Origin of the sequence: Nonomuraea sp. NPDC049309 (assembly GCF_043196965.1) — a bacterium.
GTDB classification, from domain to species: domain Bacteria; phylum Actinomycetota; class Actinomycetes; order Streptosporangiales; family Streptosporangiaceae; genus Nonomuraea; species Nonomuraea fastidiosa.
The window spans coordinates 741,864-766,470 of the sequence record NZ_JBICSH010000002.1 but is presented as its reverse complement, the minus strand read 5'-3'; the positions used below and the strand labels follow the sequence as shown (position 1 = coordinate 766,470).

Below are 24,607 nucleotides of genomic sequence, written 5' to 3'. Positions count from 1 at the left end.
GCCCGTCCCGCTAGTCGGCCACCAGCCGGGCGCGGCGGCGGCCGTCGTGCTCGCGCTGGCGGCGCACCACGTACGTGCCGGGCGCGCAGCCGGAGCCGCCGTGCTCGGGATGCAGCAGGTAGACGGGGGCGGAGGCGGAGAACACGCCGATGGCAAGGCCGTCCGCGTCGGTCATGTTCACCGTCCAGCGGCAGGTGCCCGGCTCGGCGACCAGCGTGTGCGGGTTGCCGCCGGCCTCGCCGCGCAGCAGCTCGATGCCTTCGGGCGGCACGGCCTGCCATCGGGGATCGTCGCGGATCTGCACCGCCGACGACACCAGCCGCAGCGGCACCACGATGAGGTCGCCCTGGGCCTGCGGGCCGTCGAGCACGGGGATCTGGATCTCCTGCTCCAGGTGGTCGAGCACGGTCATCCCGGTCTGACGGGCCAGCGCGGCCAGCGTCACTGTCATGCACATCACCTCAGGTTCTGCGTAGGAGTTGGGCGTACTGCTCGCCGGACAGCCCGTACGTCCAGCCGGCGGCGGCGAGCGGATCGTCGAAGGAGCCGGGCACGAGGAGGCCGTACCGCTTGCGGTGCCCGTCGCGCTCGGCCGAGCCGTTGACCGCGAGCAGCACCCGCGCGTTCCGGCCCCTGTCGTGGTATGCCGCGTCGTAGAGGCGCAGCTCGGAGCCCGGGTTGCCGGGGTCGGGCGCGGTGGCGACCAGCCGCAGCCCGGCCTGCTCGATGTAGGCGGGCCAGCCGATGCGTTCGATCGCGCAGCGCCTGACCTCGGCGTTGGGCTCCAGGGAGATGCGTTCGGCGGCAGGGTCGTCGATCACCCAGGACGGCACCACGGTGCCGTGCCAGGCATGGACGGCCCAGCCGTCGGCGTACCTGATCGCCGGGCCGTCGTCGCGGTGCGGTCGCCGCTCGCCGGTCTCCGTCCACGGCTCGGTGTGCAGCTCGGCGGGACGTTCGGAGACGACGCACACGTGCTCGGACGGCCACCACCAGTGGCACGCGGTGGCCACGGCGGTCCACAGGCCGAGCTGTTTCGTCAGCTCTTCCGGCAGCGCCACGCCGGCGATCCGGCGCAGGGCGTCGCAGTGGGCGACCCAGGAGACGCACAGCGTGCGGTACCAGACCTCGTCCCGCGAGCCCGCGTTGTGCGCGCTGCGGACGGCCGGCAGCAGGCAGCGGCTGGTGGTGGTGAGGAGCGGCTGATACACCTCGTCCCGCAACTCCCGCTCCATCGCGTACTGTCCCCTGCGGATGCGGGCGCTGACCGCGCCGTACAGGCGGTGGCGCAGCTCGATGAGGCGTTGCGCGAGCGGCCATGCGTCCACCCGCTCGAGGAGGCGGCCCGGCGGCAGCCCGGCGGGCACGGTCGCGAACGCGGCGGCAGGCGAGGTGACCCAGTGAAATCGGGGCGGGGACAGACCGATGTGCCGGTAGAGAGCGGAGATGGCGGCTTCGGCGGCCGGGCGGTCCGCGGGCCGCGTCGAGAGCGAGCGGCCCAGCCATCGGTCACGGAGCGTGGCGGCAGCTTCCCGCTGCGGGACGTGGCTCACCGGGCGCGGGCGGAGGCGCCCTCCTTTCGCATGATCATGAATGGAATGGTGACAGAAGGGGGCGGCCGATGTCCACCCATTCGCCGGTGGCCGTGCGCTGCCGTTTTCCGGTCAGCCCTTCTCGGTGAGGGTGATCGGCGGGAGGTTCCACGCGTCGAGCCGGACCGCGCGGTCGTGCGGCGGCACGCCGTCCCAGGTGGCGCGGAGCACGCGCTCCTCGCCGGGCAGCAGGTCGAAGGCGTTGTCGTCCCAGCGCACCCAGCCGGGTGCGGACGCGGGCCGGTCGTCGAGCAGGCGCAGGAACGGCACCACGGGCCCCGACTCGTGGCGCAGCCGCAGGGTCCACGCGTCCGCGCCGGTCTCCAGCTCGGCGGTGACGCTCGCCTCGGGCAGCGCGAGCAGGTCGGCGAAATCGGGGCCGCAGGTCAGGACGTACCTGTTGGTGATCGTACGGGCGTTCTCCCGGCGTACGGACAGATCGAGGAGGAAGCTCCCCGGCCCCGGCGCGCACGCGATCTCGCCGATCTCGCCGGTCTCGCCAGGAGCGGTGGCGGTCCAGCGCCGCTCGGCGCGCACGCTTCCGTCGAGGCCGAGCACCCGCGCCTCGACCTCGGCGGGACCGCGCTCCCACCAGGCCCAGACGGTCGCGCGCAGCTCGGTCATGCGGGGCGCGGGCAGCGCCGCGCACACGTGTTCCCGCCGGTACGCGCGGCGCACGTAGTGGTAGGCCGCCTTCGGCTCGCCGAAGTAGTCGACGGACGCCGTGCACCAGCCGTTCGGGAACGACTCGTTGAGCTGCCACGGCAGCACCCCGCAGCTCTCGGGGCGGCGCCGGTTCGCCTCGATCGCGTAGCGCAGGCCGTCGGCCTGCAGGAACTGGCTCGCCCGCGACATCGTGGCGAGGTCCGCGATCGCGTCGCCGAACGCGGCGCGCACCAGCGGCTCGTTGTTCCACCAGCGGCCGAGGTGGTCCCAGACCGGGTTGCGGTGAGTCGGCAGGCGGCGCTCCGGCGCGGGCACCACCGACTCGATCGCCCGCAGGTTGCTCATCCCCTCCACGCCGAACTCGCTGAGCAGCAGCGCCCGGCCCTCGTCGTAGAGGCGGTAGTGGTCGTCGAGCCCCTGGTGCTCCCACGGGCCGTGCACGTCGTGGTGCTCGGGGCCGCTGCGGACGCTGCGCAGCGTGTTGCCGAACACCGGACCCGTCGGGGACGTCGGCAGCCAGTGGCGATCGGGGTCGAGCCTGGCCACCACCTCGTGCAGCGCCGCGAGCACCGGCGAGTCCGCGTCGGTCAGCGGCACGCCGTCCGCCCGCTGCAGCTCGTTGCCGCCGCACCAGATCGCCAGGCTCGGATGGTTGCGCCGTGCGGGGACGATGCGCTCGGCCTCGGCGGCCATCCGCGCCACGAACGCCGGGTCGTCGCTGGGCAGGCTCAGCATGCCCGAGCTCGACTGGGCGAACTCCTGCCAGACGAGGATGCCGTACTCGTCGCACAGGTCGTAGAACGCCTCGGTCTCGATGAGGCCGCCGCCCCAGACGCGCAGCATGGTCACGCCCGCGTCGCGGGCCAGCGTGAGAAGGTGGCGGAGCTTCCCCCGGCCGACGGCGCCATAGAGGGCGTCGGCCGGGACCCAGTTCCAGCCCTTGATGGTCGTGGGGCGGCCGTCCACGGTCAGGCGGTAGGGCAGCGAGCCCTCGGGGGCGCCGGGGTCGCGGGTGAAGCGCACGTCGCGGAAGCCGATCCTGGTCTCGCGCCGGTCGCTGACCTCGCCCGTCGCGTCGCGCAGGACCGTGGTGAGCGTGTACAGGCAGGGATCGCCATCGCCGTTCAGGTGCCAGCGGCGGGGGCGGGCGACGGTGAGCTCGGTGGTGCCGCCCGGCTCGGTGGTGGCGGTGGCGACGACCTCGCCCTCCGCGGTACGCAGGGTCAGCTCGGCGCTGCCCTGGCCGTCGCCGTCCGTTCCGAGCCGGACGGCGACCTTGCCCGTGTCGCCGTGGAGCGACGGCCGGGCCCACACGTCCGCCAGCCGCAGCGCGCCTGTCGTCCGCAACCGGACCTCGCCCCACAGGCCCTGGTGCACGAGGCGGGGGCAGAAGTCCCAGCCGTACCCCATGCGCCCCTTGTGGACCTTCACCTTGTCCGTGTAGCCGACCTGCGGCTCGCTCACCGGCGCCGGATCGATCACCACGGCCAGCGCGTGCTCGCCGCCCAGCCGGCCGGTGACCTCCACGACCAGCGGCACGTACGTGCCCTCGTGCCTCGCGATCCGCTCGCCGTCGAGGTGGACGGCCGCCGCGTAGTCGATGCCGTCGAACTCCAGGAACGCCCGCCGCCCTGGTCCGGGCTCAGGCGCGGCCAGCCGCGTCCGGTACACCCAGGTCCGCTGCGGCACCCACTCCGACAGCATGCTCTGCCGCCCCACGTACGGGCTCGGCACCTCGCCGGCCGCCAGCAGGTCGGCGAGCACGCTCCCCGGCACGCGCGCGGGCACCCAGCCGCCCGCGGCGCCCTCGCGCGCGTGCAGCTGAGCGCGGTGCAGCTGCCAGTCGTCCCCGAGGAAACCGCGCAGCTCCCAGCCCTGATCGAGAACGCGGACAGATGACGCAGCGGACATGGCGCCTTTCGATGGGATGTGGCAACGTTCCCATGTGATGCTAGGGGCGGCGCGTCCGCACGGTCAACGGGAACGTCCCCCGCCCGACGGACAGTGATTGTGTGTGGATATGTCACTGCGCGCCCGTATACGTGACGGGGATGCCGAGGCGTTCGAGGCGCTCTACGAGGAGACGGCCAGGCCGGTCTTCGCCCATGCCTTCCGCCTGACCGGCGACTGGTCGGCCGCCGAAGATGTGCTCTCCCTGACCTTCCTCGAGGCCTGGCGCCTCCGGCACCGGATCGACGCCGACGGCGGCAGCCTGCGGCCATGGGTGCTCGGCATCGCGACCAACGTGGCGCGCAACCTCCGCCGCGCCGCCCGCCGGTACGAGGACGCGCTGGCCAGGATGCCGCGCGGCGAGCGCATCCCCGACTTCACCGACGAGCTCGTCGGCCGCATCGAGGCCGCCGAGCAGCTGGCCGCGATCCGGCGGGCCTTCGGCGCGCTGCGCCGCCAGGAGCAGGAGGTGTTCGCGCTGTGCGTCTGGTCGGGGCTCGGCCACGCCGAGGCGGCCGAGGCGCTGGGCGTCGCCGTGGGCACCGTCAGGTCCCGGCTGTCGCGGGCGCGCAAGAAGCTGGAGAAACTCGCCGCAGAAGAACGGGAACGCCCCGCCGCGCGGCGACAGGTAACGGGTGACCACGAACACGTGGCCCGGTCCGTACGGGAGGAGAAGCGATGAACGCTGACGAGCGCGACGCGCTGGCCGAGCTGCTGCCGTTCGAGGCGGAACCGCGGCTTCCCGACGGCCGGCACCGTCTGATCAAGGAGTTCGTCATGTCGGAGATCCGCAGACCGGCCCGCCCCCGGCGGCTGCCACGCCCCGCCCTCCTGGTCCCCGCGCTCGCCCTGGCGGCCGCGGCGGCCGTGGGCATCCCGGTGGCGCTCGGCGGCGGCACGCCCGCGTACGCGGTGTCGAAGAACCCCGACGGCACCCTCACCATCACCATCGAGCAGGCCAAGGACCCCAAGCCGCTGGAGGCCACGCTCCGGTCCATGGGGGTGAACGCGGTGGTCGACTACATCCCCAGCGGCAAGCGCTGCTCGCCGCAGCCGCGCAGCACCGCCTTCCTGTCCCGCGAGGAGGCGCAGAACCCGGCCGACGGCCGGCCGTTCCTGATCTGGCCGCCCAAGACCGAAGAGAGGGCCTTCCAGATCGACCCGGGCGCGGTCAAGCCGGGCCAGACCGCCGTGCTGGAGTTCAGCGTCTCCGACGACGAGCGCGTGGCCGGCATCTGGGCGAACCTCTCGAACGGCCCGGTCGAGCCCTGCACCCTCGTGGACAGCGACGAGGCCCCGCTCGGCCCGCCGCCCGGCTGGGACGGCTGATGCGGGCCGCGTGAGATCGATCCCACGATCGATCGCCGGGCGCCGGCCGGTGCCCAGCCCGATGCCGGAGAGGTCGCGCGCGCCGGGAGGGGGCGCGCGCGACGGCCCAGGCGTCAGGGGGCCGGGCGGGTGCGGCGGGTGCCCCTCTTCTCGCGGATGACCGCGAGCGCGTCGGCGACCGCGCCGATGTGCGCGAACGGCGGCGGGTCACCCCGCAGACCGGGCGGCGGGCTGCCCCGCCTTCGAGCGTCAGGCTTCCCCGGAAGGGCTTCGCGCGGCGGGCTTTCCTGGAGATCGGGCGAGGGCGAAATTCGATTGCCCGGCGGCGTACGGCGAGCCTAGGGTCCTGCTTCTGATGCGAGAAGACCCAGAAGCCCCTGAGCGGCATCGCGGCTCGGGACGCGAGGTCCCCGGCGCCCTGACCATGCTGCTCGCCGGCACCGCCGTCTCCACGCTCGGCGACGGCATGGCGACCCTGTCGCTGGTGCTGGAGGCGGCCGACAGCGGCCCGTCGTGGTGGGTCACCGAGGTCTACCTCGCCGAGCTCGTACCGCCGCTGCTGCTCGCCCCGCTGCTCGGCGCGTTCGTGGACCGGACCGACGCCAAGCGCGCCTGGCTGGTGGCGGTGCTCGTCCAGGCGGTGCTGTTCGCCGGGGCCGCCGCCACCCCGTTCTTCCACGCGCGGGTGCTCATGGTGGCGCTGGCGAACGTGCTGGGCGTGATCTCCTCGGCCGCGGGCTTCAAGCTGCTGCCCGCCGTGGCCGGCCGTACGGGGCTGGAGAAGGCCAACAGCCGGCTCACCGCGGCCACGTCCCTCTCCACGCTGGTGGGTCCCGGCCTGGGCGGCGCGCTGCACACCGCGTACGGGAACGGGTGGCTGCTGGGCTTCAACGCGGTGACGTTCGTGATGGTCTCGCTCGTCGTCTGGTTCGTGGTGCCCGCGGGCAGAGACCAGCGTCTGTCCGTGGGCGGCGGTTCGATGGCGGGGGCGCTCGACGGCATGAAGGTGATGTGGCGGTCGCCGGTCATCCGCCCGCTCCTGCCGATCCTCGCGGCCGTGGTCTTCTGCACCGCCCTCCAGGGCGTCGCCGGGGTCTTCTACCTGCGCGGCATCACCAGCAGCGACACCCTCTACGGCTTCCTGCTGTCGGCGTGGTCGCTCGGCTCGCTGCCGGGCTCGCTCGTCGCGGGCTGGGGCGGGATCGGCAGCCGGCACCTCGTGCTGGTGCTGGGCGGCGCGGCGCTCATGGGCGGCGCGCTGCTCGTCGAGGGCCTCGTCCCGGTCGCCCTGATCATCGCCGTCGTCTTCGTCCTGGGCGGTTTCGGGAACGGCGCGCACAACGTCGGCGTGCGCAACGTCATCCACCACCACGTGCCGCCGGACATGCACGGGCGGGCCTGGGCGTACTGGCGCGTGCTGGCCAACACCTGCGTGACCGCCGGCTACCTCATCGGCACGCCCGGCGTGATCCTGGAGGCCCGTACGGCCGTCATCAGCTCGGGCGCTCTGACCCTGCTCGCCATGCTGTACGGCGTGTGGCGGCTGAACAGCGCCGGCCTGCTCCGCAACCACCCGGCCGCCCAGCCCACCGGGTGACCCGCCCGACCGATACCGCCAGTCGTGGCTGGTCGGACGTACGTGACAGGCTCGCCCGGCTGGCCGACGTCTTCGGTCCTGGGACGCTTGAGCCGCCCCTGACCCCTGGCGAACCGGCCGCGCTGGAGGCCCGGCTCCGCGTGGAGCTGCCGGGCGACCACACCGCCGACGGCGGCGGATTCTTTCCGCTCATCGACGAGGACGGCGGCCGGATGGGGTTCGCACGGTGGCACCGGCGCCGGCTGGACGATGCCGAAGAGCAGGCGATGCGCGGCGCCCGCCGATGCAGCGGGCGGGGCGCTTCACGCGAACGCGGTGACCGTCCGTCTGACCATCCCGCGACGATTCGAGCAGGTCCCCACGAGCCTCGCCCGCGAAACGAAATCCCTCACCTGCCCGGATACTCCTCGGGGAGAGGGGGACGGACATGGACGAGGACCTGCCGGCGGTACGCGCCGAACTCGGCGAAGTTCCGCCGCGCCTGAGTGAGGCTCAGGTCGGAGTTGGGGCCCCCGTAGACCTCGTCGGCGTCGTCATCGTCCTGCCCGTCGTCCTCCCAGAAACAGACAGGACAGATCTCGTACCCGCCTCGCTCATGGAGAGTGAGGAACCCGCAGCACGGACACGGATACGGCTCGTCTCTTCTAGGGCGAGTGATCATATCTTCCCCCTGCGATCACATCGGGGCGTGTCGGCTCCTCGGCTTTCACAAGCAGCGTCCATCCGTACGGTGCTCACCCCGATGGTCTCGCGCACAAGGCCCGCTGACGACCCCTGAACGCATGGATCAATCGTTCACGATGCAACTGACGTGGCGCGGAATGCGGCAGCGAAGAAGGACTATCCGGACATGCCGCCTGGCGAGAGCGCCGTGCTCGCCGACGTCCTGACGTACCGGGCACCTCCGTGGGCGATAGCGCGTCCCGCACCGGCACCGTGCAGAGTCACGTGTAGGCGATCGTCGCTCGCCTCCGCAAGCAGGGGCTTCTTGTGACGGCCGTCGATCCCGTCGATCGGCGGCGCACCCTGGTGGAGCTTGACCAGCTCGTCGCTCAGATGATCTCTCCGACCGGGGCGGCCGGAGCGGGGACGCGGCTCTGCGAGAGGCGCTGGGCGAGGACGTCGACGCTGGTCGGGCGTTCGGGTGTCCTGCGCATCCGCGTCCACGACACCCGCCACACCTGTGCCTCGCTTCTGGCCGCCCTCGACGTTCACCCTCGCGTGGCCATGCGCATCCTGCGCCACTCGCAGATCTCGATGACCATGGACGTCTACACGCAGATTCCCAGTCCTGAAACCCGTAAGGCGCTTGACCGGCTCAACCGGAGCCTCGACCGTTCAAGCGATATGTAACTAATCCCTCAGTGCTACAACATAGGCCCTCTGGGGATATCCCAGAGGGCCTATCTGTGTGCACCGGACCCCGTCTTAGCCGAAGAGATATGTCGGACTGGCTACGGTGGTCATTTCGCTTTTCGCTGCTTGTGATTCAAAAGAAGAGGGCTTCCAGCGAAGCGCTCAATTCACTGCCTGCCGGATGGGGCGGAGGGCGGATGACGCACCCTGTGATCTGTGAACGGGCCAAGGGGCACAACTGCGCGTGTTCTGCCTGCGGAGGGACGCAACACGGCTGGACCAATGATCTCAAGTGGGCCCGGGACCCTTCTCCTGCCGCTCGTCGGCAGGCGAGAGATGACAGCGATCGAGCTTGGGCCGAAGCTCAACAGAAGCCGCCAAGGTATAGGCGGATAGCAGCCACCGATAGTGCCACAGTCGATCTCATTGACTGGTTATCCGAAAACCCCGACACCATCGACCGTATTCAGGCTATCGGCAACCTCCTTGCCGGCCCGGTAATCCAGGAGCTCGATAAGCAATTCGGTGGGACCAGGCCCCGAAAGCTTAGAAAGCAACTCACTGATCACTTCTGGTGCGATCTTTTTGTCGCCGTGGCCGAGGCCATCGAGACATTCTCGAAGGCCATCGACCGAGTCCCAGAGTACGTGACGGCGGTCGTCCTGCAGTCTCGGAAAGCCGAGGGACGCAGTGTCCTTCTCGATGCACTGGTGGGACTTGCCGTACGAACGGCATGGAAGTCCATCACGAGCATGATCGACACAGCGGGGGCCGAGGAGATCCAACGAGGATGCCGGATCCTCGCCGTCCTGATCTGCCCTGCGCCCGAGAAGCACAAGGCCGTCCAGGACGGCGCCCTCCTCCCCTTGGCGAAGGAGGGGTTGTTGGAGACCAGCAGGGAGCGACTTGAGCAGGTCTTACCCGAGGATTGGGTGCGCCGCCTGCGAGAGGGCCTCGACGACGCCTGAGTGCAGCGGTCGGCGTCCTGTGAGGCGTGAGCTGTACGCGAGGGATCGGCTGTGTCGGGCTGCGTTGCTGTACGACGCTGCTGTACGGCCACGACAAAGGCCCTCCGGGATCATCCCAGAGGGCCTTCGACCTGATGCGCGGCCGAGAGGACTCGAACCCCTAACCTTCTGATCCGTAGTCAGATGCTCTATCCATTGAGCTACGGCCGCTTGGCGCTGCCGCTTTGACCTGCCCGGCCTCAGCGACAAGAAGACTCTACCAGAGTCGCACAGTGCTTTTAGCCGTCTGAGCGCCGTCCCGGCCGAACGGATCACAGGACGGCGGGACGGGCCTGCCGGTGTGGTCAGGACAGGGAGACGCGGACGCCCCCGGAGAAGAGCGAGTCGTGCAGTTCGATCGTCTCGGGGTCAGGTCCGGGGGATGTCGAACAGGACGACGCCGCGTACGGAGTTGCCGGGGTTGATCTTCTCGTAGAGGCTCTTGGAGTTTTCGGCGTAGATGGAGGCGCCGGTGTCGGCGTCGTACTCCTTGCCGTCGGCGTGCAGTTTCTGGGCCGCCGACGTGAACGCCTGCGGCTCCAGCGCGGCGCATCCGCCGAACAAGACGAGCGCCACGACGCCCAGGATGATCAGAACGGTCGGGGCGCTGGACCTCTTCCGGTGGGGGCGGGTAGCCGTAGCCGGGCGGCTGGGGCGGGGCCGGTCTGTTACGGCTGGCGGCGGCAGTGGGGTCGTGCAGGCCGTGGGACGGGGCGGGGCCGGTCTGGAGGGCGGTGGTCGTGGTGGGGCGTGGAGGTCGTGCAGGCCCTGGGCGGGGGTGAGGGCGCTCGGAGCGGGTCGGTGTCCGTCTTCCCGCAGCGGCTGTGGATACATCGAAGGGTGTATCCACAGGCGGACCTTCGCAGGAGGCCGAGGCCGGTGGGAGGTGGTGGGATGGGAGGCATGTGGCGAGTGGTGCTGGGGGCCGCGGTGGCCTTCGCGACGGGCGTGTTGCTGATCGTGGGCAACGCCTACCTGCCCCGTGGCGTGCCCTCGTGGGTGCTGGTGGTGCCGCTGGCGTTCACCTGTGCGGGGGTGCTGGTGCGGCAGCGGGCGCCGCTCGTCTCGCTGGGGCTGGGTGTGGTGGGGGTGACGATCGACGGGTTCGTGGGGCCGTCCCTGGGGACGGTGCTGGTGTTCACCGACAACCTGTACGCCGCCGCGCTCTACGGTCCCGCCCGCTTCGCCCGCGTGCTGCTGGGGGTCTGCTCCGTGCTGGCGGTCGTGGCGGGCGCGCTGGCCGGGATCCTCGACTCCGACTGGCGGACGCTGGCCGTCATGGGCATCCAGGCGGGGCTCGTGTTCATCACGCCGGTCACGACGGCGCTGGTGCTGCGCGAGCACCGCGACCGGGCGGCGGCTGAACGCGCGCGGGCCGAGCAGGTCGCCCGCCTCGCCGAGCTGGACCGGCAGGCGGCCGTCACGTCGGAGCGTACGCGGATGGCCCGCGAGCTCCACGACCTGATCGCCAACCACTTCAGCGCCATCGCCATCCAGTCCACGGCCGCGCTGTCCCGCAAGGATCTCGACGCGAAGACGGTGCGGTCGATCATGGAGTCCGTACGCGAGAACAGCGTCAAGGGCATGGCCGAGATGCGGGCCATGATCGGGCTGCTGCGGCAGGAGGGCGACGACGGGGAGGGCGAGGCCACGCGTCCCCGGCTGGCGGACGCCCAGACCCTGGTCGATCGGGCGCGGCAGGCGGGGATGTCCGTGGAGATGCGGGTCGAGGGGGAGGTACGAGAGTTGCCGGCGGCCGTGGACCTGGCCGGTTACCGCATCCTCCAGGAGGCCCTCACGAACGCCATGAAGCACGGCGAGTCGCCGGTGCGGGTGCGGGTCTCGTACGAGGGCGGCGACGGGGGCGGGCGGGTCTCCCTGCGGGTGGAGAACCGGATCGGCGGCGAAGGCCGGGCGAGCGGGGTGGAGGGCCTGCTCGGCGTGGGGGCCGGGCTGGTCGGGATGCGCGAGCGGGCCCTGCTGGTGGGCGGCTCCTTCGAGGCCGGTCCTGTTACGGGCTCGCCGGCGGGGTCGGCTCCGGGGGCTGCCGTGGGCTCGGCGGCGGATGGTGCGGACGGTTCCGGTGCGCAGTGGTGGCGGGTGACGGCGGTGCTGCCTGCCGCGGCGGAGGCCGACCCTGCGGCGGCTTCCGGGGGCGGGCCATGACCGGTGCTGCGTGGGCCGTGACGGGTGCTGTTCGCGGAGCCGGGCGCCGGGGGCTGGGGGCTCGTGGCGGGTGCTGTTCGCGGAGCCGGGCGCCGGGGGCTGGGGGCTCGTGGCGGGTGCTGTTCGCGGGGCCGGGTGCCGTGAGCCGGGGCTCGCCCGTGAAGGTGAGTGACGGGGTTCCTTCGACTTGTGGTGGAGGTGGATGGTGGCTGTACGGGTGCTCGTCGCCGACGATCACGCGGCGGTCCGGGTCGGCATCGTGCTGATCCTGGAGGGGACCGACGACATCGAGGTCGTGGGCGAGGCCGCCGACGGGGTCGAGGCCGTTGCCATGGCCAAGGAACTGCGGCCCGACGTCGTGCTGATGGACATCCGGATGCCGCGGCTCGACGGCATCTCCGCCACCCGCGAGCTGGCGGGGGTCTGTGACGTGCTGATCCTCACCACGTTCGACGTGGACGAGTACGTGTTCGGCGCGTTGCGGGCGGGCGCGGCCGGGTTCCTGCTGAAGAACACCGACGCCGATTCCCTGGTGGAGGCCGTACGCGTGGTGGCGCGCGGCGACGGGCTCATCTCGCCCGCAGTGACGCGGAAGCTGATCGCCGCCTTCGCCGAGCAGGCGCCGGCACCGGCGCGCAGGCCCGAGGGCGGTGCGGACCTGGCCGCGCTGACCCCGCGCGAACGCGAGGTGCTCGCCTGCATCGGCCGGGGGCTGTCCAACGCCGAGATCGCCCGGGAGCTCGACATGGCGGAGGCCACCACGAAGACGCATGTGAGCCGGGTGCTCAACAAGCTGGGGCTGAAGAGCAGGGTTCAGGCGGCGATCTATTACTCGGAGGGTGCGTAACGGGGCAAGCGGGCTGTCGGGCCGTAGGGTGTGCGGGGTGAGCGTTTTGTCGTTGCTGTCCCGGTCGTCGGTGCCCGGCCTCATGCGGTACGGGCTCGCCGCCGGCGTGAACGGGCGGTGAAGGCGTTGACCGGATGCCGCTTGCGGATGCCGGGTCTGATCATGGCGACTGGTCTGAGCGTGACGACGAGGGGGGTGGACCGAGCCGATGACCACGACACCGCCGCCGGGACCTGACGAGGAGCCCGAACTGCCGGGGCAGGGGGATGCCGAGCCGGCACAGCGTGACATGCCGTCGCCTGGACGGCCGGGCCAGGAGGGCGCGTCGGCCGGGCCGGCGCAGCGTGACATGCCGTGGCCTGGACGGCCGGGCCAGGAAGGCCGGTCGGCTGGAGGGGCGGCGTCCGGGGCCTCGCCCGCGGGCGGATCGCCTGAGAGTGTTCCGGCCGGTGCGGCGAACGACCAGGAAAGGGCGTCGGCCGGGCCTGCGGGGTCTGAGGAGGCTCTGGGCGGTTCGGCGGGGCAGGAGAACGTGTCCGGGAGCGGGCCGGCGGAGGACGGCGGGGCCGCTGAGCGGCCGCGGTTCCTGCCGCCGCCGGATGGGTCGGTGATCCAGCCGCCTCCCGGCGCCGAGCCGTCCGGTGGGCCGGCGGTGCCGCCGCCTCCCAGCGGCCGGCCGATCATGATGCCTCCGCCCACCGGGACGCCCGCCGCCATCCCGCCTCCGCCGGGCGTCCCGAGGCCGATGCCGCTGCCGGACGAAGACCCGTGGAATGCGGGTGAACCGCGCGCGGATGCGGCTCACGCGGGCGAGTCACGCCAGGGCGCGCGGGGCGACGAGGCCCCGGGTGAAGGCGAGGCGGGTCGCGAGGGGGCGGGGCGGCCGACGTTCGTGCCGCCCGACAACGCCTACCCGCTGCGCGCCGAGCCGCCGCAGGGGCGCGGCGGTCCGTCGTACGAGGGCGGGTTCGCCGGGCAGTCGCCGTACGGGCCCGCAGCCGGTCACGCGCAGCCTGGGGCGGCCGGTCCTGGGCAGCCGCCGTACGGGCACACCCCATCGTGGCAGCCGCCGGACGGAGCCGCCTCGTCAGGCCGGCCGCCGTACGAGGGCCGGCCGCCGCACGAGGGTCAGCCGCCGTACGAGGGTCAGCTGCCGTACGAGGGTCAGCCGCCGTACGGAGCCACGCCGCCAGGCCAGGGCCCGTACGGCGGGCCGCCGCCGGGTGGGCAGTTCCCGCCGCCGGGCGGGCAGTTCCCGCCGCACGCCTTCGGCCCGCCACCCCCACCGCCCACGGCGAGCAACAAGGCGGGCATCGTGGTCGCCTTCTTCTTCGCGGGCCTGGCCGTCTACAGCGTCCTCAACGCGGCCATCGGCTTCTTCGTCTTCTTCGCCGCCGTGAACGCCGAAGGCAGCCACAACCCGTACGTGATCGCCGGCACCGTGATCCTGGCCGCGGTCGGCCTGGTGGCGGGCATCGGGCTGTGCTTTGTGCGCAGGCCGTGGGCGCGGGGCCTGGGCCTCGGGCTGATGGTCGGGTGGGCGTTGTGGTCGATCATGTCGGCGGGCTTCTGCACGGGCCTCAATCCGGACCTGTACACCTGACATGCCGTACCACGAGATCTTCGTCGGCCTCGGGGTGCTGGTGGCCGGGGTCGTGTTCGTCCGCGAGGCGCGCAGCAGAGGGGCGCTCAACGAGCAGTCCCTGGTGGCGGTGGCCGGGGCGCTGGTGGGCGGTGCGATCGGGATGCGGCTTGCGGGCTGGATGGAGACGCTGAACCTGAAGGACCTGTGGCTGTACGGTTCGCGCAGCATCCTGGGCGGCCTGACCGGCGCGTACGCCGGGGTGCTGGTGGCCAAGCGGATCATCGGCTACAAGGAGCGCACGGGTGACCTTTTCGCCCCCGCGGTGGCGCTGGGGATGGCGGTGGGCCGCATCGGCTGCCATCTGACGGAGGCGCCGGGCCGGCCGACGGATCTGCCGTGGGGCGTGCACGCGCCGCCCACGACGCCGGAATGCCCGGGATGCCTGACCGGCGAGGCGATGCACCCGTCGTTCATCTACGAGATCATTTTCCAGCTCGCCGCGTTCGCGGCGCTGCGCTGGGCGCGTCACAGGATCACGCAGCCGGGGGAGCTGTTCACGCTCTACCTGGCGGGTTACGCGGTCTTCCGCTTCTTCGTGGAGTTCACCAGGGCGAACGAGACCGTGTGGCTCGATCTCACCAGACCCCAGTGGTTCCTCGTCCCGGGGATGGTGCTGCTCGGGGTGCGGCTCGCGTTCGGCTGGCGGCGCGGTTACTACGATGCCCTTTTCAAGCGGAAGGTCCTGACATGAGTGCTGGTATGGGGCTGCGGGGCGATCGCATCCTGCGGTACGTGAACGCGTTCTGCCCGAGCTGTCACGGCCGCGACCTGGAGCGGGTGGAGCGGCTGAGCGGATACCTGGCCGAGCGGGACGGCAAGGTCTGGCTCGAACGCGGCTGCCGCGAGCACGGCTTCATCCGCACCCTGTACGACGAGGACCCGGAGATCCTCGCATACCTGGAGGAGTGGACCGCCCCCACCAAGCAGCACATCCCCGACACGCCGGGGAACTTCCTGCCCATCCCCTCCGCCTACCTCCAGGGCCTGCCGGAGATGCAGACGCAGCACACCTGCATCCTCCTGGAGGACATCGCCGAGACCTGCAACCTGCGCTGCCCCACCTGCTTCGCCGACAGCTCGCCCGACCTGAGCGGCGTCGTCCCCGTGGCGGACGTCCTGGCCAACGTCGACCAGCGCCTCGCGCGCGAGAACGGCAAGCTCGACGTCCTCATGCTGAGCGGCGGCGAGCCCACGCTGCACCCCGAGCTCAAGACGCTGCTCGCCGAGCTGACCGCCCGCCCGATCACCCGCATCCTCGTCAACACCAACGGCGTGCTCATCGCCAGGGACGACGCGCTGCTCGACCTGCTCACCGAGCACAGGGAGCGGGTGGAGGTCTATCTCCAGTACGACGGCACGTCGGCCGAGGCGTCCCGGCACCATCGGGGCGGCGACCTGACGAGGATCAAGGCGGACGCGGTTCGCCGGTTGTCGGAGCGTGAGATCTTCACCACGCTCGTCATGACCGCCGCGCTCGGCGTCAACGACGGGGAGATCGGCGACGTCGTACGGCTGGCGCTGGAGACCCCGTTCGTCGGGGGCGTGTCGCTGCAGCCCCAGTTCGGCTCCGGCAGGTCGGCCGCCATCGACCCGAACGACCGGCTCACTCACACCGGCGTGCTCAAGCGCCTGGGCCCGCAGACCGGCGGGCTGGTGACCTGGCGCGACCTCACCGCGCTGCCCTGCTCGCACCCGCACTGCTGCTCGGTCGGCTACATGATCCGCGACGACGCGGGCCGGTGGCGCTCGCTGACCGCGCTGATCGGCCACGACCGGCTCAAGGAGAACCTCGGCCTGGTCTCCAACCGCATCGCCGACACCGAGATCCCGCGCGAGCTGCGCCTCGCCGTCCAGGAGTCGCTGCTCGGGCTGCTGTCGGAGCAGTCGTCGCTGTCGCATCCGCAGATCGGCGACCTGTGGCGGACCATCTGCGAGAACTGCGACCTCGGCATCTCCACCCTGCTCACGCTGGCCTCGTCGGCGCTGCCCGGCCGGCGCAAGAAGCTGCGCAGGATGCTGGGCGAGCGGGTGGTGCGGATCACGATCAAGCCGTTCATGGACATCTCGACGATGATCGAGGAACGGCTCACGCAGTGCTGCGTGCACGTGGGGACGCGCGGCGAGCGGGACCAGTGCGCGCCGTTCTGCGCGGTGCAGGCGTGGCCGCAGCTCTCCCGCCAGCGGCTGTCGGCGGTGGCGCGGATGCCCGAGGGCCGGCGCCTGCCGCTGGTGGAGCCCCTGGCCGAGGCGCAGGCGGCGGAACGATGACCGAGCCTCAGGAGAAGGCGCAGCCGTACGATCCGCTGCGCCTGTGCGTGTACGCGACCGTCGCGCTCCTGGCCTGGCTGCTCGGCCCGTGGGCGGTGCTGGGCTTCGCGGCGCTGGGGTTCGCCGGCTATTGGCGGGCCAGGCGAGCGGGGCTGTCCAGGAGCAAGTGCTTCCTCCGGGACACCCGGCTCGTGCTGGCCTACCTCGGGCTCATCGGCGCGGCCGCGCTGGCGGCCATCGTCGTGGGGTTCCTATGACTCCGCGGGGACGTACAGGCTGAGGGTCTCGGCGACGCAGGCGGGACGCTTCTCGCCCTCGATCTCGATCGTCATCTTCAGGCTGGCGAGGTAGCCGGCCGGGGTGCCCTTGACGTCGGTCAGCTCGCCGACCGCGCGCACGCGTGCGCCGACCGGCACGTGGCGGGGGAAACGTACCTTGTTGAGGCCGAAGTTGACGCCCATCTGGATGCCCTCCACCTTGACCATGGAGAACATGAACGAGGGCAGCAGCGACAGCGTCAGGTAGCCGTGGGCGATGGTGCCGCCGAACGGCCCCTCCTTGGCCCGCTCCACGTCGACGTGGATCCACTGGTGGTCGTCGGTGGCGTCGGCGAAGGTGTTGACCTGCTCCTGGGTGATGGTGCGCCACTCGGTCGGGCCGAACGTCTCGCCGACGGCCGCCTTGAGTTCCTGTACGTTCGCGAAGGTCCGCATGGCCACGAACGCTATTGCGCGGGCGGTACCCCTGCCAACTTCGCCGTACGCCGTGAGAAGGCGTCCCGTACGCCGCGAGGAGGCTTGGGGGCGGGCGCGACGCGCCGGGAAACGGGCCGGAGAACCGGGGGCTCCGGGTGTTCCCAAGATCTTTACTCGAAACCATCGCATAGATGTTCGAGTCCGCGCTACAGTCTTAGGTGTCGCAATCGAACAGAGGTTCGGCCTGGTGAGAGGGGATGTGTCCGATGACGGTGTGCGCGCCCGCCCCTGCTCGGACACGCCGTAGCACTTTCTTCCCAAATCTAAGACGGCCGCTATATCCGGCAATAAAGTCCGAGAGCGTGGACCCTGTGCGAAACCCCTACGCTCCCGGCGCCGGGCAGCGACCGCCGGAGCTCGCCGGGCGCGATCGCGAGCTGCAGCAGTTCGAGGTCGTGCTGGAGCGGGTGGCCCGTGGCCGTCCCGAGCGCAGCATGGTCGTCACCGGCCTGCGGGGAGTCGGCAAGACCGTCCTGCTCAACACGTTCAAGTCCATGGCCATGCAGCGGCTGTGGGGCACGGGCAAGATCGAGGCCCGGCCCGACCAGTCGATCAGGCGGCCGGTGGCCGCCGCCCTCCACATGGCCATCCGCGAGCTGGCGCCGCGCCACCGCGCGCCCGAGCGCATCGAGGAGTTCCTCGGCGTGCTCAAGGCGTTCGCGATGCGTGACCCGTCCGCGGCCAAGGGCACCTCTCACTGGTCGCCCGGCATCGAGGTGCCTGCCAGCCGCGGGCGCGCCGACTCCGGCGACCTCGAGATCGACCTCACCGAGCTCTTCGTCGACGCGGCGAGCGTGGCCACCGACCTGGGGGTGGGCATCGCGCTGTTCATCGACGAGATGCAAGACGTCCAGCCCGCGGACGTCTCCGCGCTCTGCGCCGCCTGCCACGAGCTGTCGCAGTCGGGCGGGCCGCTCATCGTGGTGGGCGCCGGGCTGCCCCACCTGCCGAGCGTGCTGTCGGCGAGCAAGAGCTACTCCGAGCGGCTCTTCCGGTACGCGCGCATCGACAAGCTCGACCGTGAGGCGGCCGACCTCGCGCTGATCCTGCCGGCCCGCGAGGAGGGGGTGGAGTTCACCCCCGAGGCGCTCGACGCGCTCTACGAGGCGGCCGACGGCTACCCCTACTTCGTGCAGGCGTACGGCAAGGTCGCGTGGGACCTCGCGCCGCGTAGCCCGATCACCCTCGAAGACGTCAAGGTCTCCGCGCCCGAGGCCGAGGAGGAGCTGGCGGTCGGCTTCTTCGGCAGCCGCTACGAGCGGGCCACGCCGGCCGAGCGCGACTACATGCACGCCATGGCGCAGATCGGCGACGAGCCGGTCGCGACCGCGCAGGTGGCAGAGGCGCTGGGGCGCAAGCCGTCCAGCCTCTCGCCCGCCCGTGACAGCCTCATCAAGAAAGGGCTCATCTACAGCGCCGAGCGCGGCCAGATCGCGTTCACGGTGCCGCACTTCGGCAAGTTCCTGCGCGCCCAGCCCATCTGAGCGCGCCCCTAGACCTCTATTGGGCTGTCTAGTGGGGAAGCTAGACAGCCCAATAGAGTCAAATCGCCGTGCCTGTCGAGCGAAATCTAAGGCTGTCTAGCGTCAGGCCGATACCGGCGTATATTCCGCAACAGGCTCGCTGTCCTCCGCGCTGACCACGGCCATCCGCACCGCCGGGCGCCGCCCGCTGAGATAGACCGCGAAGACCACGTCGTCGCCGTCGTGGTTGCGGAAGGCGAAGAACCGCCAGCACAGCTCCCGCCACGAGTCGTACGGCTCCTCCGACGTCAGCGTCTCCTTGCTCGCCTGCCAGGCGCCGCTCGACCTGAGCCGCGACAGCGTCACCGACTCGGCGGGTCCGCGGCGCTGCTCGCAGGGGGCGCGGAAGCGTACGCGGTCGATCAGCTCCTCGATCTCCGGCGACAGCAGCACGAGCAGGGCCACGCCGGCGGCGGCGAACCAGGAGAGCTGGAAGGCCGCCGTCCAGCCCGTCACCGGCGACCACACCGACATCAGCGCCATGCCGGTCAGCACCACCGTGCGGCCGATCGAGCGCAGCCCCACCGGCGCCGAGCTGACCTCGCCGAAGCAGCCGCAGCCCGCGTCAGGCCGCCGCCTGCGCAGTTCGAGCAGCACGTACGTGGACATCGCGAAGAACGCCACCGTGCCCCATCGGAACAGCGGATGCGTCGTGACCAGCAGCCCCACCGCCAGCACCAGCTCGCCCGCCGCGCACAGCAGCAGCGCCGGGACCTGCATGCGCCCCGGCACCAGCACCGCAGGCCCCAGCCTCGACAGCGACCCGGGCTCGCGGCCCGAGGTCACGGTGCCCGCCTTCGCCACCGTGCCCAGCAGGAGCATGACGATCAGGAGCGGAAGCTGTGATTCAAGCACGAACGTCACCCCAATCCGATCTGCGCGTTGAAGCACCCTTTGACCAGGTCGCCGCCGAGTTCGACGTACGAGGTGGGTGAAAGCTCCGCGATCCGCCCGCGCGGCGAGGTGTCGCACTCCACACACCGGTCGCAGAACCGCCCCGCCACGCACCCGCACGCCACCACTGGCACGTTGGCCGAACGGTTGGTGCACACGTTACGCACCCGCAGCAGGGAGCCGAGCGAGAGGTACGGCAGGCCCGCGCACGACACCCCCGCCTGCGCGCAGCCCGTGTCGGTGCGCTCCAGCATGGGGTAGGCGGCGCCCCGCTCTTCCTCGTCGAACGTGTCGGACCAGGTGGCCGTGCCCGCGATGCGCGACTGCGCGCCCGCGTACGCCGGAGGCGGAGGCGGCACCGCCCGCGCCGGGTAAGGGGGCTGCGAGGTGGCCGGCAGCAGCGCGAGGCCCGCGCCGTCCTGCCTGATGCCGATCGCGTCGAACAGGTAGCCGGGCTCGAACCTGGGATGGCGCACCTGGAGCCGGCCGGAGGCGCGGTAGGGGATGACGACCGTACGGTGTCCGCGGTGGGGGCCGCAGTCGAGCTCAACGGTGAGGTCCCTGCGGCCTTCGATGGACAGGATGGTCCCCGTGATGCGGGTGGTGTCGGCCCAGATGCGCTCGACCACGCGTCCGTCGCGCATCGCCCGCATGAGCACCATGGAGCCCACGGGCACGTCGGCGGGCGCCACCTCGGCGCCGTGCCAGGCGGTGGCCCACGGCGCGATCACCAGGCGCTCCTCGTCGCCGCCCGGGGTCTCGATGGTGATCAGGTGCGGGCTGACGTCGAGCACCTCGCCGGCCACGGCCCGAAGCGGCTCGCCGGTGCCCGCCTCGGGGCCGGGAACGCCTCCCTCACGGCCGAGCGCCGCCGCGGCGAGCACCCTGCGGCGCTCAACGCTCGGATAGCCCATCCGCCCTCCCTCGCCTCGGGTACTAGGGTCACACGAATCGGAGGCTGATCACGCCGTGAGGCCCGGATGAGAGCAAAATACGCATCCCAGGGGAAGTGCCTTCACCTACGGCGTCGTACAAACCGCCACCAACCTTGACCTACCTTTGTCTGCGGTGGGCCGAAACCTGAATTGCGGTTCGGGCACAAAAGGGCATCAGGCTGCGATTCTGGCCACGATGCAGACGACCGGCTGGGAAGACGAGTTCCGCGAGTACGTGAGGGCGCGCGGTCCCGCTCTGCTGCGCCAGGCACACCAGCTCACCGGGCACCCGCTCGACGCGGAGGACCTGCTGCAGAACGCGCTCACCAAGACGTACCTCGCCTGGAACCGCATCGAGGACAGGGGAGCGCTGGACGGCTACGTGCGGCGGGCCATGGTCAACATCAACATCTCGCAGTGGCGGCGGCGCCGGCTGGAGGAGTACCCCTCCGACGAGCTGCCCGAGGTCGTCGTCCACCACCAGCACCACGACCAGGGCGGGGAGCTGCACGAGGCGCTCGAACAGGCGCTGCGCGAGCTGCCGGAGCGCATGCGCGCGGCGATCGTGCTGCGCTACTACGAGGACATGACCGAGCCGGAGATCGCCAAGACGCTGGGGATCAGCGTGGGGACGGTCAAGAGCACGGTGTCACGCGCGATGGCCAAGCTGAGAAGCGCCCTGACGGGCTGAACGTGGCTCGCTTCGGTCGGAGCGCGGGACGCGGCGGGCCGGCCCTGGGGCTCGGGGCGGGCGCGGCGGACTGAGCAGGGCGGCTCAGGGGCGGGCCGACGAGGGGGCGGGCTCGGTGACGCCGGCGGTGGCGCAGGGCCGGACGACGTTCCGGATCTTGCGCAGGCTGCCCAGGAACGCCTCGAGCTCCTCTTTGCCGAGCAGCCCGGTGAAGGAGTCCTCGATGTCCTGGACGTGCTTGGGCAGCACGTCCTCCAGCCGCTCGCGCCCGGCGTCGGTGAGCGCGGCGTAGGAGGCCCGGCGGTCGGAGGGGCAGGCCTCCCTGCGGACCAGGCCCTCGCGTTCGAGGCGATCGACGACCCGGGTCACCCCGCTGGTGGACAGCCCGGTCTGGGCGGACAGGTCGGACATGCGCAGCCTGCAGCCCTTCGAGCGCGCCAGGCGGATGAGGGTCTCGAAGTCGACGTCCGACAACCCCGCGGCATTGATCACCGGCGCGAAGCGCTCCATCAAGCCCTCGTGCACTTCGTGCAGCAGCCCGATCGCCGTCACCCGAGGGTCGTCCACGTTCATCACATTCACACCTTAGCCGACGATAGTTGACGAGAGGAATATTCCTCAGGTAGACAATCGTTGCCGCAGTAATCCACGAGGCAACTGTCCAGCCAAGGAGAGCCGATGACCACCCGTACCTGGGAGTCCCTGACCATTCCCGCCGCCGGTACCTACACCATTGACGTAGCCCACACGACCATCGGGTTCGTGGTCAAGCACATGATGGTCAGCAAGGTCCGCGGCCACTTCGGCAAGTTCAGCGGTTCGGTCACGATCGCCGAGAACCCGCTCGAGTCCTCCGCCGAGCTGACCATTGAGGCCGCCAGCATCCACACCGGTGTCGCCGACCGTGACGCCCACCTGCGAGGTGACGATTTCCTGGCGGCCGATAAGTTCCCGAACATCACGTTCCGCAGCACCCGCGTGACCGGCCACTCGGGTGACGAGTTCACCGTGGTCGGCGACCTCACCATCCGCGACGTCACCCGCGAGGTGGAGCTCAAGGTCGAGTACGGCGGCGCCGGCACCAACCCGTGGGGCCAGGCCGTCTGGGGCTTCTCCATCACCACGGAGTTCGACCGCGAGGACTTCGGCCTCACCTGGAACCAGACGCTGGAGACCGGTGGTGTGCTCGTGGGCAAGAAGGTCAAGGTGGAGATCGAGGGCGAGGCCAACCCGGCCGCCTGACCCTCCAGGGACGTACGGTGTCGCCTGATGGCCGGCTCCCGGCACCCGGAGGCCGAGTCGTACCTCCGAGAACCGAACCCCGTTCTCGGGGACGTTGCCCTGTGGGGCTGTGGAAAACCCGGTTATCCACAGCCCTGAAGCCCGCCTCAACACTGGGCGGGCTTCATCCACAGGCAGTTACCCACAGCCTGTTGATAACGTGGAATGGAGGCCCGCGGAGCAATCGCTTTGCCGCCTCGCCAGAAGGCCGGTACGCTGTGCTGAGCCACACTGGCTTCCAGGAGGATTCGCCTAGTCAGGTCTATGGCGCCGCACTGCTAATGCGGTTTGGGCTTACCGCCCATCGAGGGTTCAAATCCCTCATCCTCCGCACGTGAGAGGCCCTCTTCCCGAATACGGGGAGAGGGCCTCGTTGGTGTTCTGGGGACGGTGAGTCGCACTTCGGGTTGCAACGGCCGCCCCTACATCCACAGCGCTGCTCCGGCGGCTGCGAAGGCGTCGTCCACAGCGCTCGCGATGGCCGGCGAGGCGTCCACAGCGCCGCGGCGACGGGCGGTGGGGTGTCCACAGCGCCGCGTCCTTCGGGCCGGGGAGCGCGTCGAGAGTTTCCCGGCAGGCGGCGCCGGGCTTCCGCCCGTACGTACGGAAGCGACCGGCGGGCGGGGAGGCGCGCGCCGGTCGCTTCAGGGTCAGCGGGCGGTGGATCCGTCGGGCACGGCGGCGTCCGGGGCGAGGGCCTCGGCGACCGTCACGCGCCGCCCCGCGCGCTGGCGCCAGACGCCGACGCCTACGACGATGAGGGCCACGGCCACGCTCATCGCGAGCTGCGACCGGTTCCCGTCGTCGAAGAGCATGCCGACCAGCAGGGCGACCATGCCCGCGATCGACGCCCAGGTCAGGTACGGATAGCCCCACATGCGCAGGGTCAGCTTGCCCGGGGTCTCACGCTCCAGCACCCGGCGCATCCGCAGCTGCGAGAACGCGATCACCAGCCAGACGAACACCGCGACGGCGCCGGAGGAGTTGGTGAGGAACAGGAACACCGTGTCGGGCGAGACGTAGTTGAAGAACACCGCGACGAAGCCCACGACGGTCGACACGAGCACGGCCACGACCGGCACCTTCGCGTTCGACAGCCTGCCGAACGCCTTGGGCGCGTCCCCGCGCACCGCCAGCGAGTAGGCCATCCGCGAGGCGGTGTACAGCGCGGAGTTCAGGCAGGACAGTACCGAGGTCAGCACGATCGCGTCCATCACCACGCCGGCGGCGGGCAGCCCGATCCGGTCCAGCACCGCGACGTACGGGCTCTTGACCACGCTCGCGTCGTCCCAGGGCAGCAGCGTGACCACGACCGCGATGGAGCCCAGGTAGAACACCAGGATCCGCCACACCACCGAACGCACCGCGGAGCGCACCGCCTGCTCGGGGTGGGCCGACTCGCCCGCGGCGACCGTGGCGATCTCGGCGCCGAAGAAGGAGAAGACCACGACGAGCATCGCGGCGAACACGTGCCCCGGTCCGTTCGGGAAGAAGCCCTGATGCCCGGTGAGGTTCGACAGGCCCGGTGCGGGGAATCCGGGCAGCAGTCCCACGATCGCCACCACGCCGACCAGCAGGAACACCGTGATCGCGGCGACCTTGATGGAGGCGAACCAGAACTCGAACTCGCCGTACGAGCGGACGGAGACCAGGTTGGTGACGGTCAGCGCGACCATGAGCAGAAGCGCCCATGTCCACTGCGGCACCACGGGCAGCCAGCGGTGCACGATCGCCGCGCCCGCCGTGGCCTCGACGCCGAGCACGACCACCCAGAACCACCAGTACAGCCAGCCGATCGAGAACCCGGCCCACGGGCCGATCGCCCGTTCGGCGTACGCGGAGAACGAGCCGGTGTCGGGGTTGGCGGCCGCCATCTCGCCGAGCATCCGCATGACCAGCACCACGAGCAGGCCGGCGGCGGCGTAGGAGACCAGAACGCCGGGTCCGGCCTGGCTGATGGCGGCCCCGCTGCCCACGAACAGGCCCGCTCCGATCACACCGGCGATCGCGATCATGCTGAGATGGCGTTTGCCCAGAGCACCGGCCAAGCGGGGAGCCGAACCAGGGGAACCGGTAGCGCGGCCGTCCATTGCTTCTCCTTCCCG

24 protein-coding genes and 2 tRNA genes are annotated in these 24,607 nt (G+C 71.1%); 15 read left to right on the top strand and 11 right to left on the bottom strand.

All coding sequences use genetic code 11. From position 1 onward, the window contains the following. Positions 1–10: 10 nt before the first annotated feature. The 3 genes from ACGFIM_RS17495 to ACGFIM_RS17485 form a co-directional block, all read right to left on the bottom strand. Positions 11–451, bottom strand: coding sequence for a hypothetical protein (locus tag ACGFIM_RS17495; RefSeq protein WP_393201234.1), 441 nt, complete (start codon positions 449–451; stop codon positions 11–13). A gap of 10 nt (positions 452–461) precedes the next feature. Further along, positions 462–1,553 (bottom strand): DUF6745 domain-containing protein, encoded by a 1,092-nt coding sequence (locus ACGFIM_RS17490; RefSeq protein WP_393201231.1) that lies wholly within the window; start codon positions 1,551–1,553, stop codon positions 462–464. A gap of 111 nt (positions 1,554–1,664) precedes the next feature. After that, entirely contained in the window at positions 1,665–4,169 is a 2,505-nt protein-coding gene (locus tag ACGFIM_RS17485) for a glycoside hydrolase family 2 TIM barrel-domain containing protein (protein ID WP_393201228.1), read from the bottom strand. A gap of 109 nt (positions 4,170–4,278) precedes the next feature. On the opposite strand from ACGFIM_RS17485, the gene ACGFIM_RS17480 reads away from it, so the two are divergent. The 3 genes from ACGFIM_RS17480 to ACGFIM_RS17470 all read left to right on the top strand — a co-directional run bounded on the left by ACGFIM_RS17480 (position 4,279) and on the right by ACGFIM_RS17470 (position 7,134). Further along, on the top strand, positions 4,279–4,890 hold the full coding sequence (locus ACGFIM_RS17480; RefSeq protein ID WP_393202578.1) for an RNA polymerase sigma factor: 612 nt from the start codon (positions 4,279–4,281) through the stop codon (positions 4,888–4,890). Then, positions 4,887–5,537 (top strand): hypothetical protein, encoded by a 651-nt coding sequence (locus ACGFIM_RS17475; protein ID WP_393201225.1) that lies wholly within the window; start codon positions 4,887–4,889, stop codon positions 5,535–5,537. Before ACGFIM_RS17480 ends, ACGFIM_RS17475 begins: the two co-directional genes overlap by 4 nt. Before the next feature lie 355 nt (positions 5,538–5,892). After that, a complete protein-coding gene (locus tag ACGFIM_RS17470) occupies positions 5,893–7,134 on the top strand; it encodes an MFS transporter (RefSeq protein ID WP_393201222.1) in 1,242 nt (413 codons plus the stop codon). A gap of 388 nt (positions 7,135–7,522) precedes the next feature. Here the strand turns inward: ACGFIM_RS17470 and ACGFIM_RS17465 are convergent, their stop codons facing one another. After that, a complete protein-coding gene (locus ACGFIM_RS17465; RefSeq protein ID WP_393201219.1) occupies positions 7,523–7,795 on the bottom strand; it encodes a CPCC family cysteine-rich protein in 273 nt (90 codons plus the stop codon). Between the two features lie 329 nt (positions 7,796–8,124). Between ACGFIM_RS17465 and ACGFIM_RS17460 the strand changes: the two genes are divergently transcribed. Together ACGFIM_RS17460 and ACGFIM_RS17455 are read left to right on the top strand one after the other, a co-directional pair. Then, positions 8,125–8,487: a tyrosine-type recombinase/integrase gene (locus tag ACGFIM_RS17460; protein WP_393201216.1), complete on the top strand. Its 363-nt coding sequence runs from the start codon at positions 8,125–8,127 to the stop codon at positions 8,485–8,487. 200 nt (positions 8,488–8,687) lie between these two features. Beyond that, complete coding sequence (locus ACGFIM_RS17455; RefSeq protein ID WP_393201213.1) at positions 8,688–9,458, top strand: hypothetical protein; 771 nt, start codon at positions 8,688–8,690, stop codon at positions 9,456–9,458. Between the two features lie 137 nt (positions 9,459–9,595). Here ACGFIM_RS17455 and ACGFIM_RS17450 read toward each other — a convergent pair. Together ACGFIM_RS17450 and ACGFIM_RS17445 are read right to left on the bottom strand one after the other, a co-directional pair. Further along, positions 9,596–9,668: transfer RNA gene (locus ACGFIM_RS17450), tRNA-Arg, on the bottom strand. 198 nt (positions 9,669–9,866) lie between these two features. Then, positions 9,867–10,073, bottom strand: a complete 207-nt coding sequence (locus ACGFIM_RS17445; RefSeq protein ID WP_393201210.1) for a DUF4352 domain-containing protein — start codon at positions 10,071–10,073, stop codon at positions 9,867–9,869. Between the two features lie 318 nt (positions 10,074–10,391). On the opposite strand from ACGFIM_RS17445, the gene ACGFIM_RS17440 reads away from it, so the two are divergent. The 6 genes from ACGFIM_RS17440 (at position 10,392) to ACGFIM_RS17415 (ending at position 16,680) form a co-directional block, all read left to right on the top strand. Beyond that, positions 10,392–11,663, top strand: coding sequence for a sensor histidine kinase (locus ACGFIM_RS17440; protein ID WP_393201207.1), 1,272 nt, complete (start codon positions 10,392–10,394; stop codon positions 11,661–11,663). A gap of 202 nt (positions 11,664–11,865) precedes the next feature. Continuing rightward, positions 11,866–12,510 (top strand): response regulator, encoded by a 645-nt coding sequence (locus tag ACGFIM_RS17435; protein ID WP_393201204.1) that lies wholly within the window; start codon positions 11,866–11,868, stop codon positions 12,508–12,510. 892 nt (positions 12,511–13,402) lie between these two features. Further along, the gene (locus ACGFIM_RS17430; RefSeq protein WP_393201201.1) at positions 13,403–14,113 is read left to right on the top strand and encodes a hypothetical protein; all 711 of its coding nucleotides are present in this window, start codon (positions 13,403–13,405) and stop codon (positions 14,111–14,113) included. Position 14,114: 1 nt separating this feature from the next. After that, positions 14,115–14,846: a prolipoprotein diacylglyceryl transferase gene (locus ACGFIM_RS17425; RefSeq protein ID WP_393201198.1), complete on the top strand. Its 732-nt coding sequence runs from the start codon at positions 14,115–14,117 to the stop codon at positions 14,844–14,846. Then, the gene (locus tag ACGFIM_RS17420; protein ID WP_393201195.1) at positions 14,843–16,423 is read left to right on the top strand and encodes a radical SAM protein; all 1,581 of its coding nucleotides are present in this window, start codon (positions 14,843–14,845) and stop codon (positions 16,421–16,423) included. The genes ACGFIM_RS17425 and ACGFIM_RS17420 overlap by 4 nt, the downstream gene beginning before the upstream one ends. Next, positions 16,420–16,680 (top strand): hypothetical protein, encoded by a 261-nt coding sequence (locus tag ACGFIM_RS17415; protein ID WP_393201192.1) that lies wholly within the window; start codon positions 16,420–16,422, stop codon positions 16,678–16,680. The genes ACGFIM_RS17420 and ACGFIM_RS17415 overlap by 4 nt, the downstream gene beginning before the upstream one ends. Here ACGFIM_RS17415 and ACGFIM_RS17410 read toward each other — a convergent pair. Next, positions 16,675–17,136, bottom strand: a complete 462-nt coding sequence (locus ACGFIM_RS17410; RefSeq protein WP_364061759.1) for a MaoC family dehydratase — start codon at positions 17,134–17,136, stop codon at positions 16,675–16,677. The two genes, ACGFIM_RS17415 and ACGFIM_RS17410, sit on opposite strands and share 6 nt — an antisense overlap. Positions 17,137–17,480: 344 nt before the next feature. Between ACGFIM_RS17410 and ACGFIM_RS17405 the strand changes: the two genes are divergently transcribed. Beyond that, positions 17,481–18,662 carry an AAA family ATPase gene (locus ACGFIM_RS17405; RefSeq protein ID WP_393201188.1) on the top strand — a complete coding sequence of 394 codons (1,182 nt, stop codon included), beginning with the start codon at positions 17,481–17,483 and terminating at the stop codon, positions 18,660–18,662. Positions 18,663–18,764: 102 nt separating this feature from the next. On the opposite strand, the gene ACGFIM_RS17400 is transcribed toward ACGFIM_RS17405, so the two are convergent. Beyond that, a complete protein-coding gene (locus ACGFIM_RS17400; protein ID WP_393201185.1) occupies positions 18,765–19,556 on the bottom strand; it encodes a MauE/DoxX family redox-associated membrane protein in 792 nt (263 codons plus the stop codon). A gap of 5 nt (positions 19,557–19,561) precedes the next feature. Continuing rightward, a complete protein-coding gene (locus ACGFIM_RS17395; protein ID WP_393201182.1) occupies positions 19,562–20,509 on the bottom strand; it encodes a hypothetical protein in 948 nt (315 codons plus the stop codon). 217 nt (positions 20,510–20,726) lie between these two features. On the opposite strand from ACGFIM_RS17395, the gene ACGFIM_RS17390 reads away from it, so the two are divergent. Further along, a complete protein-coding gene (locus ACGFIM_RS17390; protein WP_393201179.1) occupies positions 20,727–21,221 on the top strand; it encodes a SigE family RNA polymerase sigma factor in 495 nt (164 codons plus the stop codon). 84 nt (positions 21,222–21,305) lie between these two features. On the opposite strand, the gene ACGFIM_RS17385 is transcribed toward ACGFIM_RS17390, so the two are convergent. Further along, positions 21,306–21,794 (bottom strand): MarR family winged helix-turn-helix transcriptional regulator, encoded by a 489-nt coding sequence (locus ACGFIM_RS17385; protein ID WP_393201176.1) that lies wholly within the window; start codon positions 21,792–21,794, stop codon positions 21,306–21,308. A gap of 105 nt (positions 21,795–21,899) precedes the next feature. Here ACGFIM_RS17385 and ACGFIM_RS17380 point away from each other — a divergent pair, with 105 nt between their 5' ends. Both ACGFIM_RS17380 and ACGFIM_RS17375 read left to right on the top strand, forming a co-directional pair. Then, positions 21,900–22,463 (top strand): YceI family protein, encoded by a 564-nt coding sequence (locus ACGFIM_RS17380; protein ID WP_393201173.1) that lies wholly within the window; start codon positions 21,900–21,902, stop codon positions 22,461–22,463. 280 nt (positions 22,464–22,743) lie between these two features. Next, positions 22,744–22,833: transfer RNA gene (locus ACGFIM_RS17375), tRNA-Ser, on the top strand. A 319-nt stretch (positions 22,834–23,152) separates the two neighbouring features. On the opposite strand, the gene ACGFIM_RS17370 is transcribed toward ACGFIM_RS17375, so the two are convergent. After that, entirely contained in the window at positions 23,153–24,517 is a 1,365-nt protein-coding gene (locus ACGFIM_RS17370) for an amino acid permease (protein WP_393201170.1), read from the bottom strand. Positions 24,518–24,607: the final 90 nt, after the last annotated feature.

What these genes read in the sequence shown, in the direction of transcription:
- ACGFIM_RS17495 (WP_393201234.1), bottom strand. Translation starts at nt 451, where the DNA reads ATGACAGTGACGCTGGCCGCGCTGGCCCGTCAGACCGGGATGACCGTG.
- ACGFIM_RS17485 (WP_393201228.1), bottom strand. Translation starts at nt 4,169, where the DNA reads ATGTCCGCTGCGTCATCTGTCCGCGTTCTCGATCAGGGCTGGGAGCTG.
- ACGFIM_RS17480 (WP_393202578.1), top strand. Translation starts at nt 4,279, where the DNA reads ATGTCACTGCGCGCCCGTATACGTGACGGGGATGCCGAGGCGTTCGAG.
- ACGFIM_RS17475 (WP_393201225.1), top strand. Translation starts at nt 4,887, where the DNA reads ATGAACGCTGACGAGCGCGACGCGCTGGCCGAGCTGCTGCCGTTCGAG.
- ACGFIM_RS17470 (WP_393201222.1), top strand. Translation starts at nt 5,893, where the DNA reads ATGCGAGAAGACCCAGAAGCCCCTGAGCGGCATCGCGGCTCGGGACGC.
- ACGFIM_RS17465 (WP_393201219.1), bottom strand. Translation starts at nt 7,795, where the DNA reads ATGATCACTCGCCCTAGAAGAGACGAGCCGTATCCGTGTCCGTGCTGC.
- ACGFIM_RS17455 (WP_393201213.1), top strand. Translation starts at nt 8,688, where the DNA reads ATGACGCACCCTGTGATCTGTGAACGGGCCAAGGGGCACAACTGCGCG.
- ACGFIM_RS17440 (WP_393201207.1), top strand. Translation starts at nt 10,392, where the DNA reads ATGGGAGGCATGTGGCGAGTGGTGCTGGGGGCCGCGGTGGCCTTCGCG.
- ACGFIM_RS17435 (WP_393201204.1), top strand. Translation starts at nt 11,866, where the DNA reads ATGGTGGCTGTACGGGTGCTCGTCGCCGACGATCACGCGGCGGTCCGG.
- ACGFIM_RS17425 (WP_393201198.1), top strand. Translation starts at nt 14,115, where the DNA reads ATGCCGTACCACGAGATCTTCGTCGGCCTCGGGGTGCTGGTGGCCGGG.
- ACGFIM_RS17420 (WP_393201195.1), top strand. Translation starts at nt 14,843, where the DNA reads ATGAGTGCTGGTATGGGGCTGCGGGGCGATCGCATCCTGCGGTACGTG.
- ACGFIM_RS17415 (WP_393201192.1), top strand. Translation starts at nt 16,420, where the DNA reads ATGACCGAGCCTCAGGAGAAGGCGCAGCCGTACGATCCGCTGCGCCTG.
- ACGFIM_RS17410 (WP_364061759.1), bottom strand. Translation starts at nt 17,136, where the DNA reads ATGCGGACCTTCGCGAACGTACAGGAACTCAAGGCGGCCGTCGGCGAG.
- ACGFIM_RS17395 (WP_393201182.1), bottom strand. Translation starts at nt 20,509, where the DNA reads ATGGGCTATCCGAGCGTTGAGCGCCGCAGGGTGCTCGCCGCGGCGGCG.
- ACGFIM_RS17390 (WP_393201179.1), top strand. Translation starts at nt 20,727, where the DNA reads ATGCAGACGACCGGCTGGGAAGACGAGTTCCGCGAGTACGTGAGGGCG.
- ACGFIM_RS17385 (WP_393201176.1), bottom strand. Translation starts at nt 21,794, where the DNA reads ATGAACGTGGACGACCCTCGGGTGACGGCGATCGGGCTGCTGCACGAA.
- ACGFIM_RS17380 (WP_393201173.1), top strand. Translation starts at nt 21,900, where the DNA reads ATGACCACCCGTACCTGGGAGTCCCTGACCATTCCCGCCGCCGGTACC.
- ACGFIM_RS17370 (WP_393201170.1), bottom strand. Translation starts at nt 24,517, where the DNA reads ATGATCGCGATCGCCGGTGTGATCGGAGCGGGCCTGTTCGTGGGCAGC.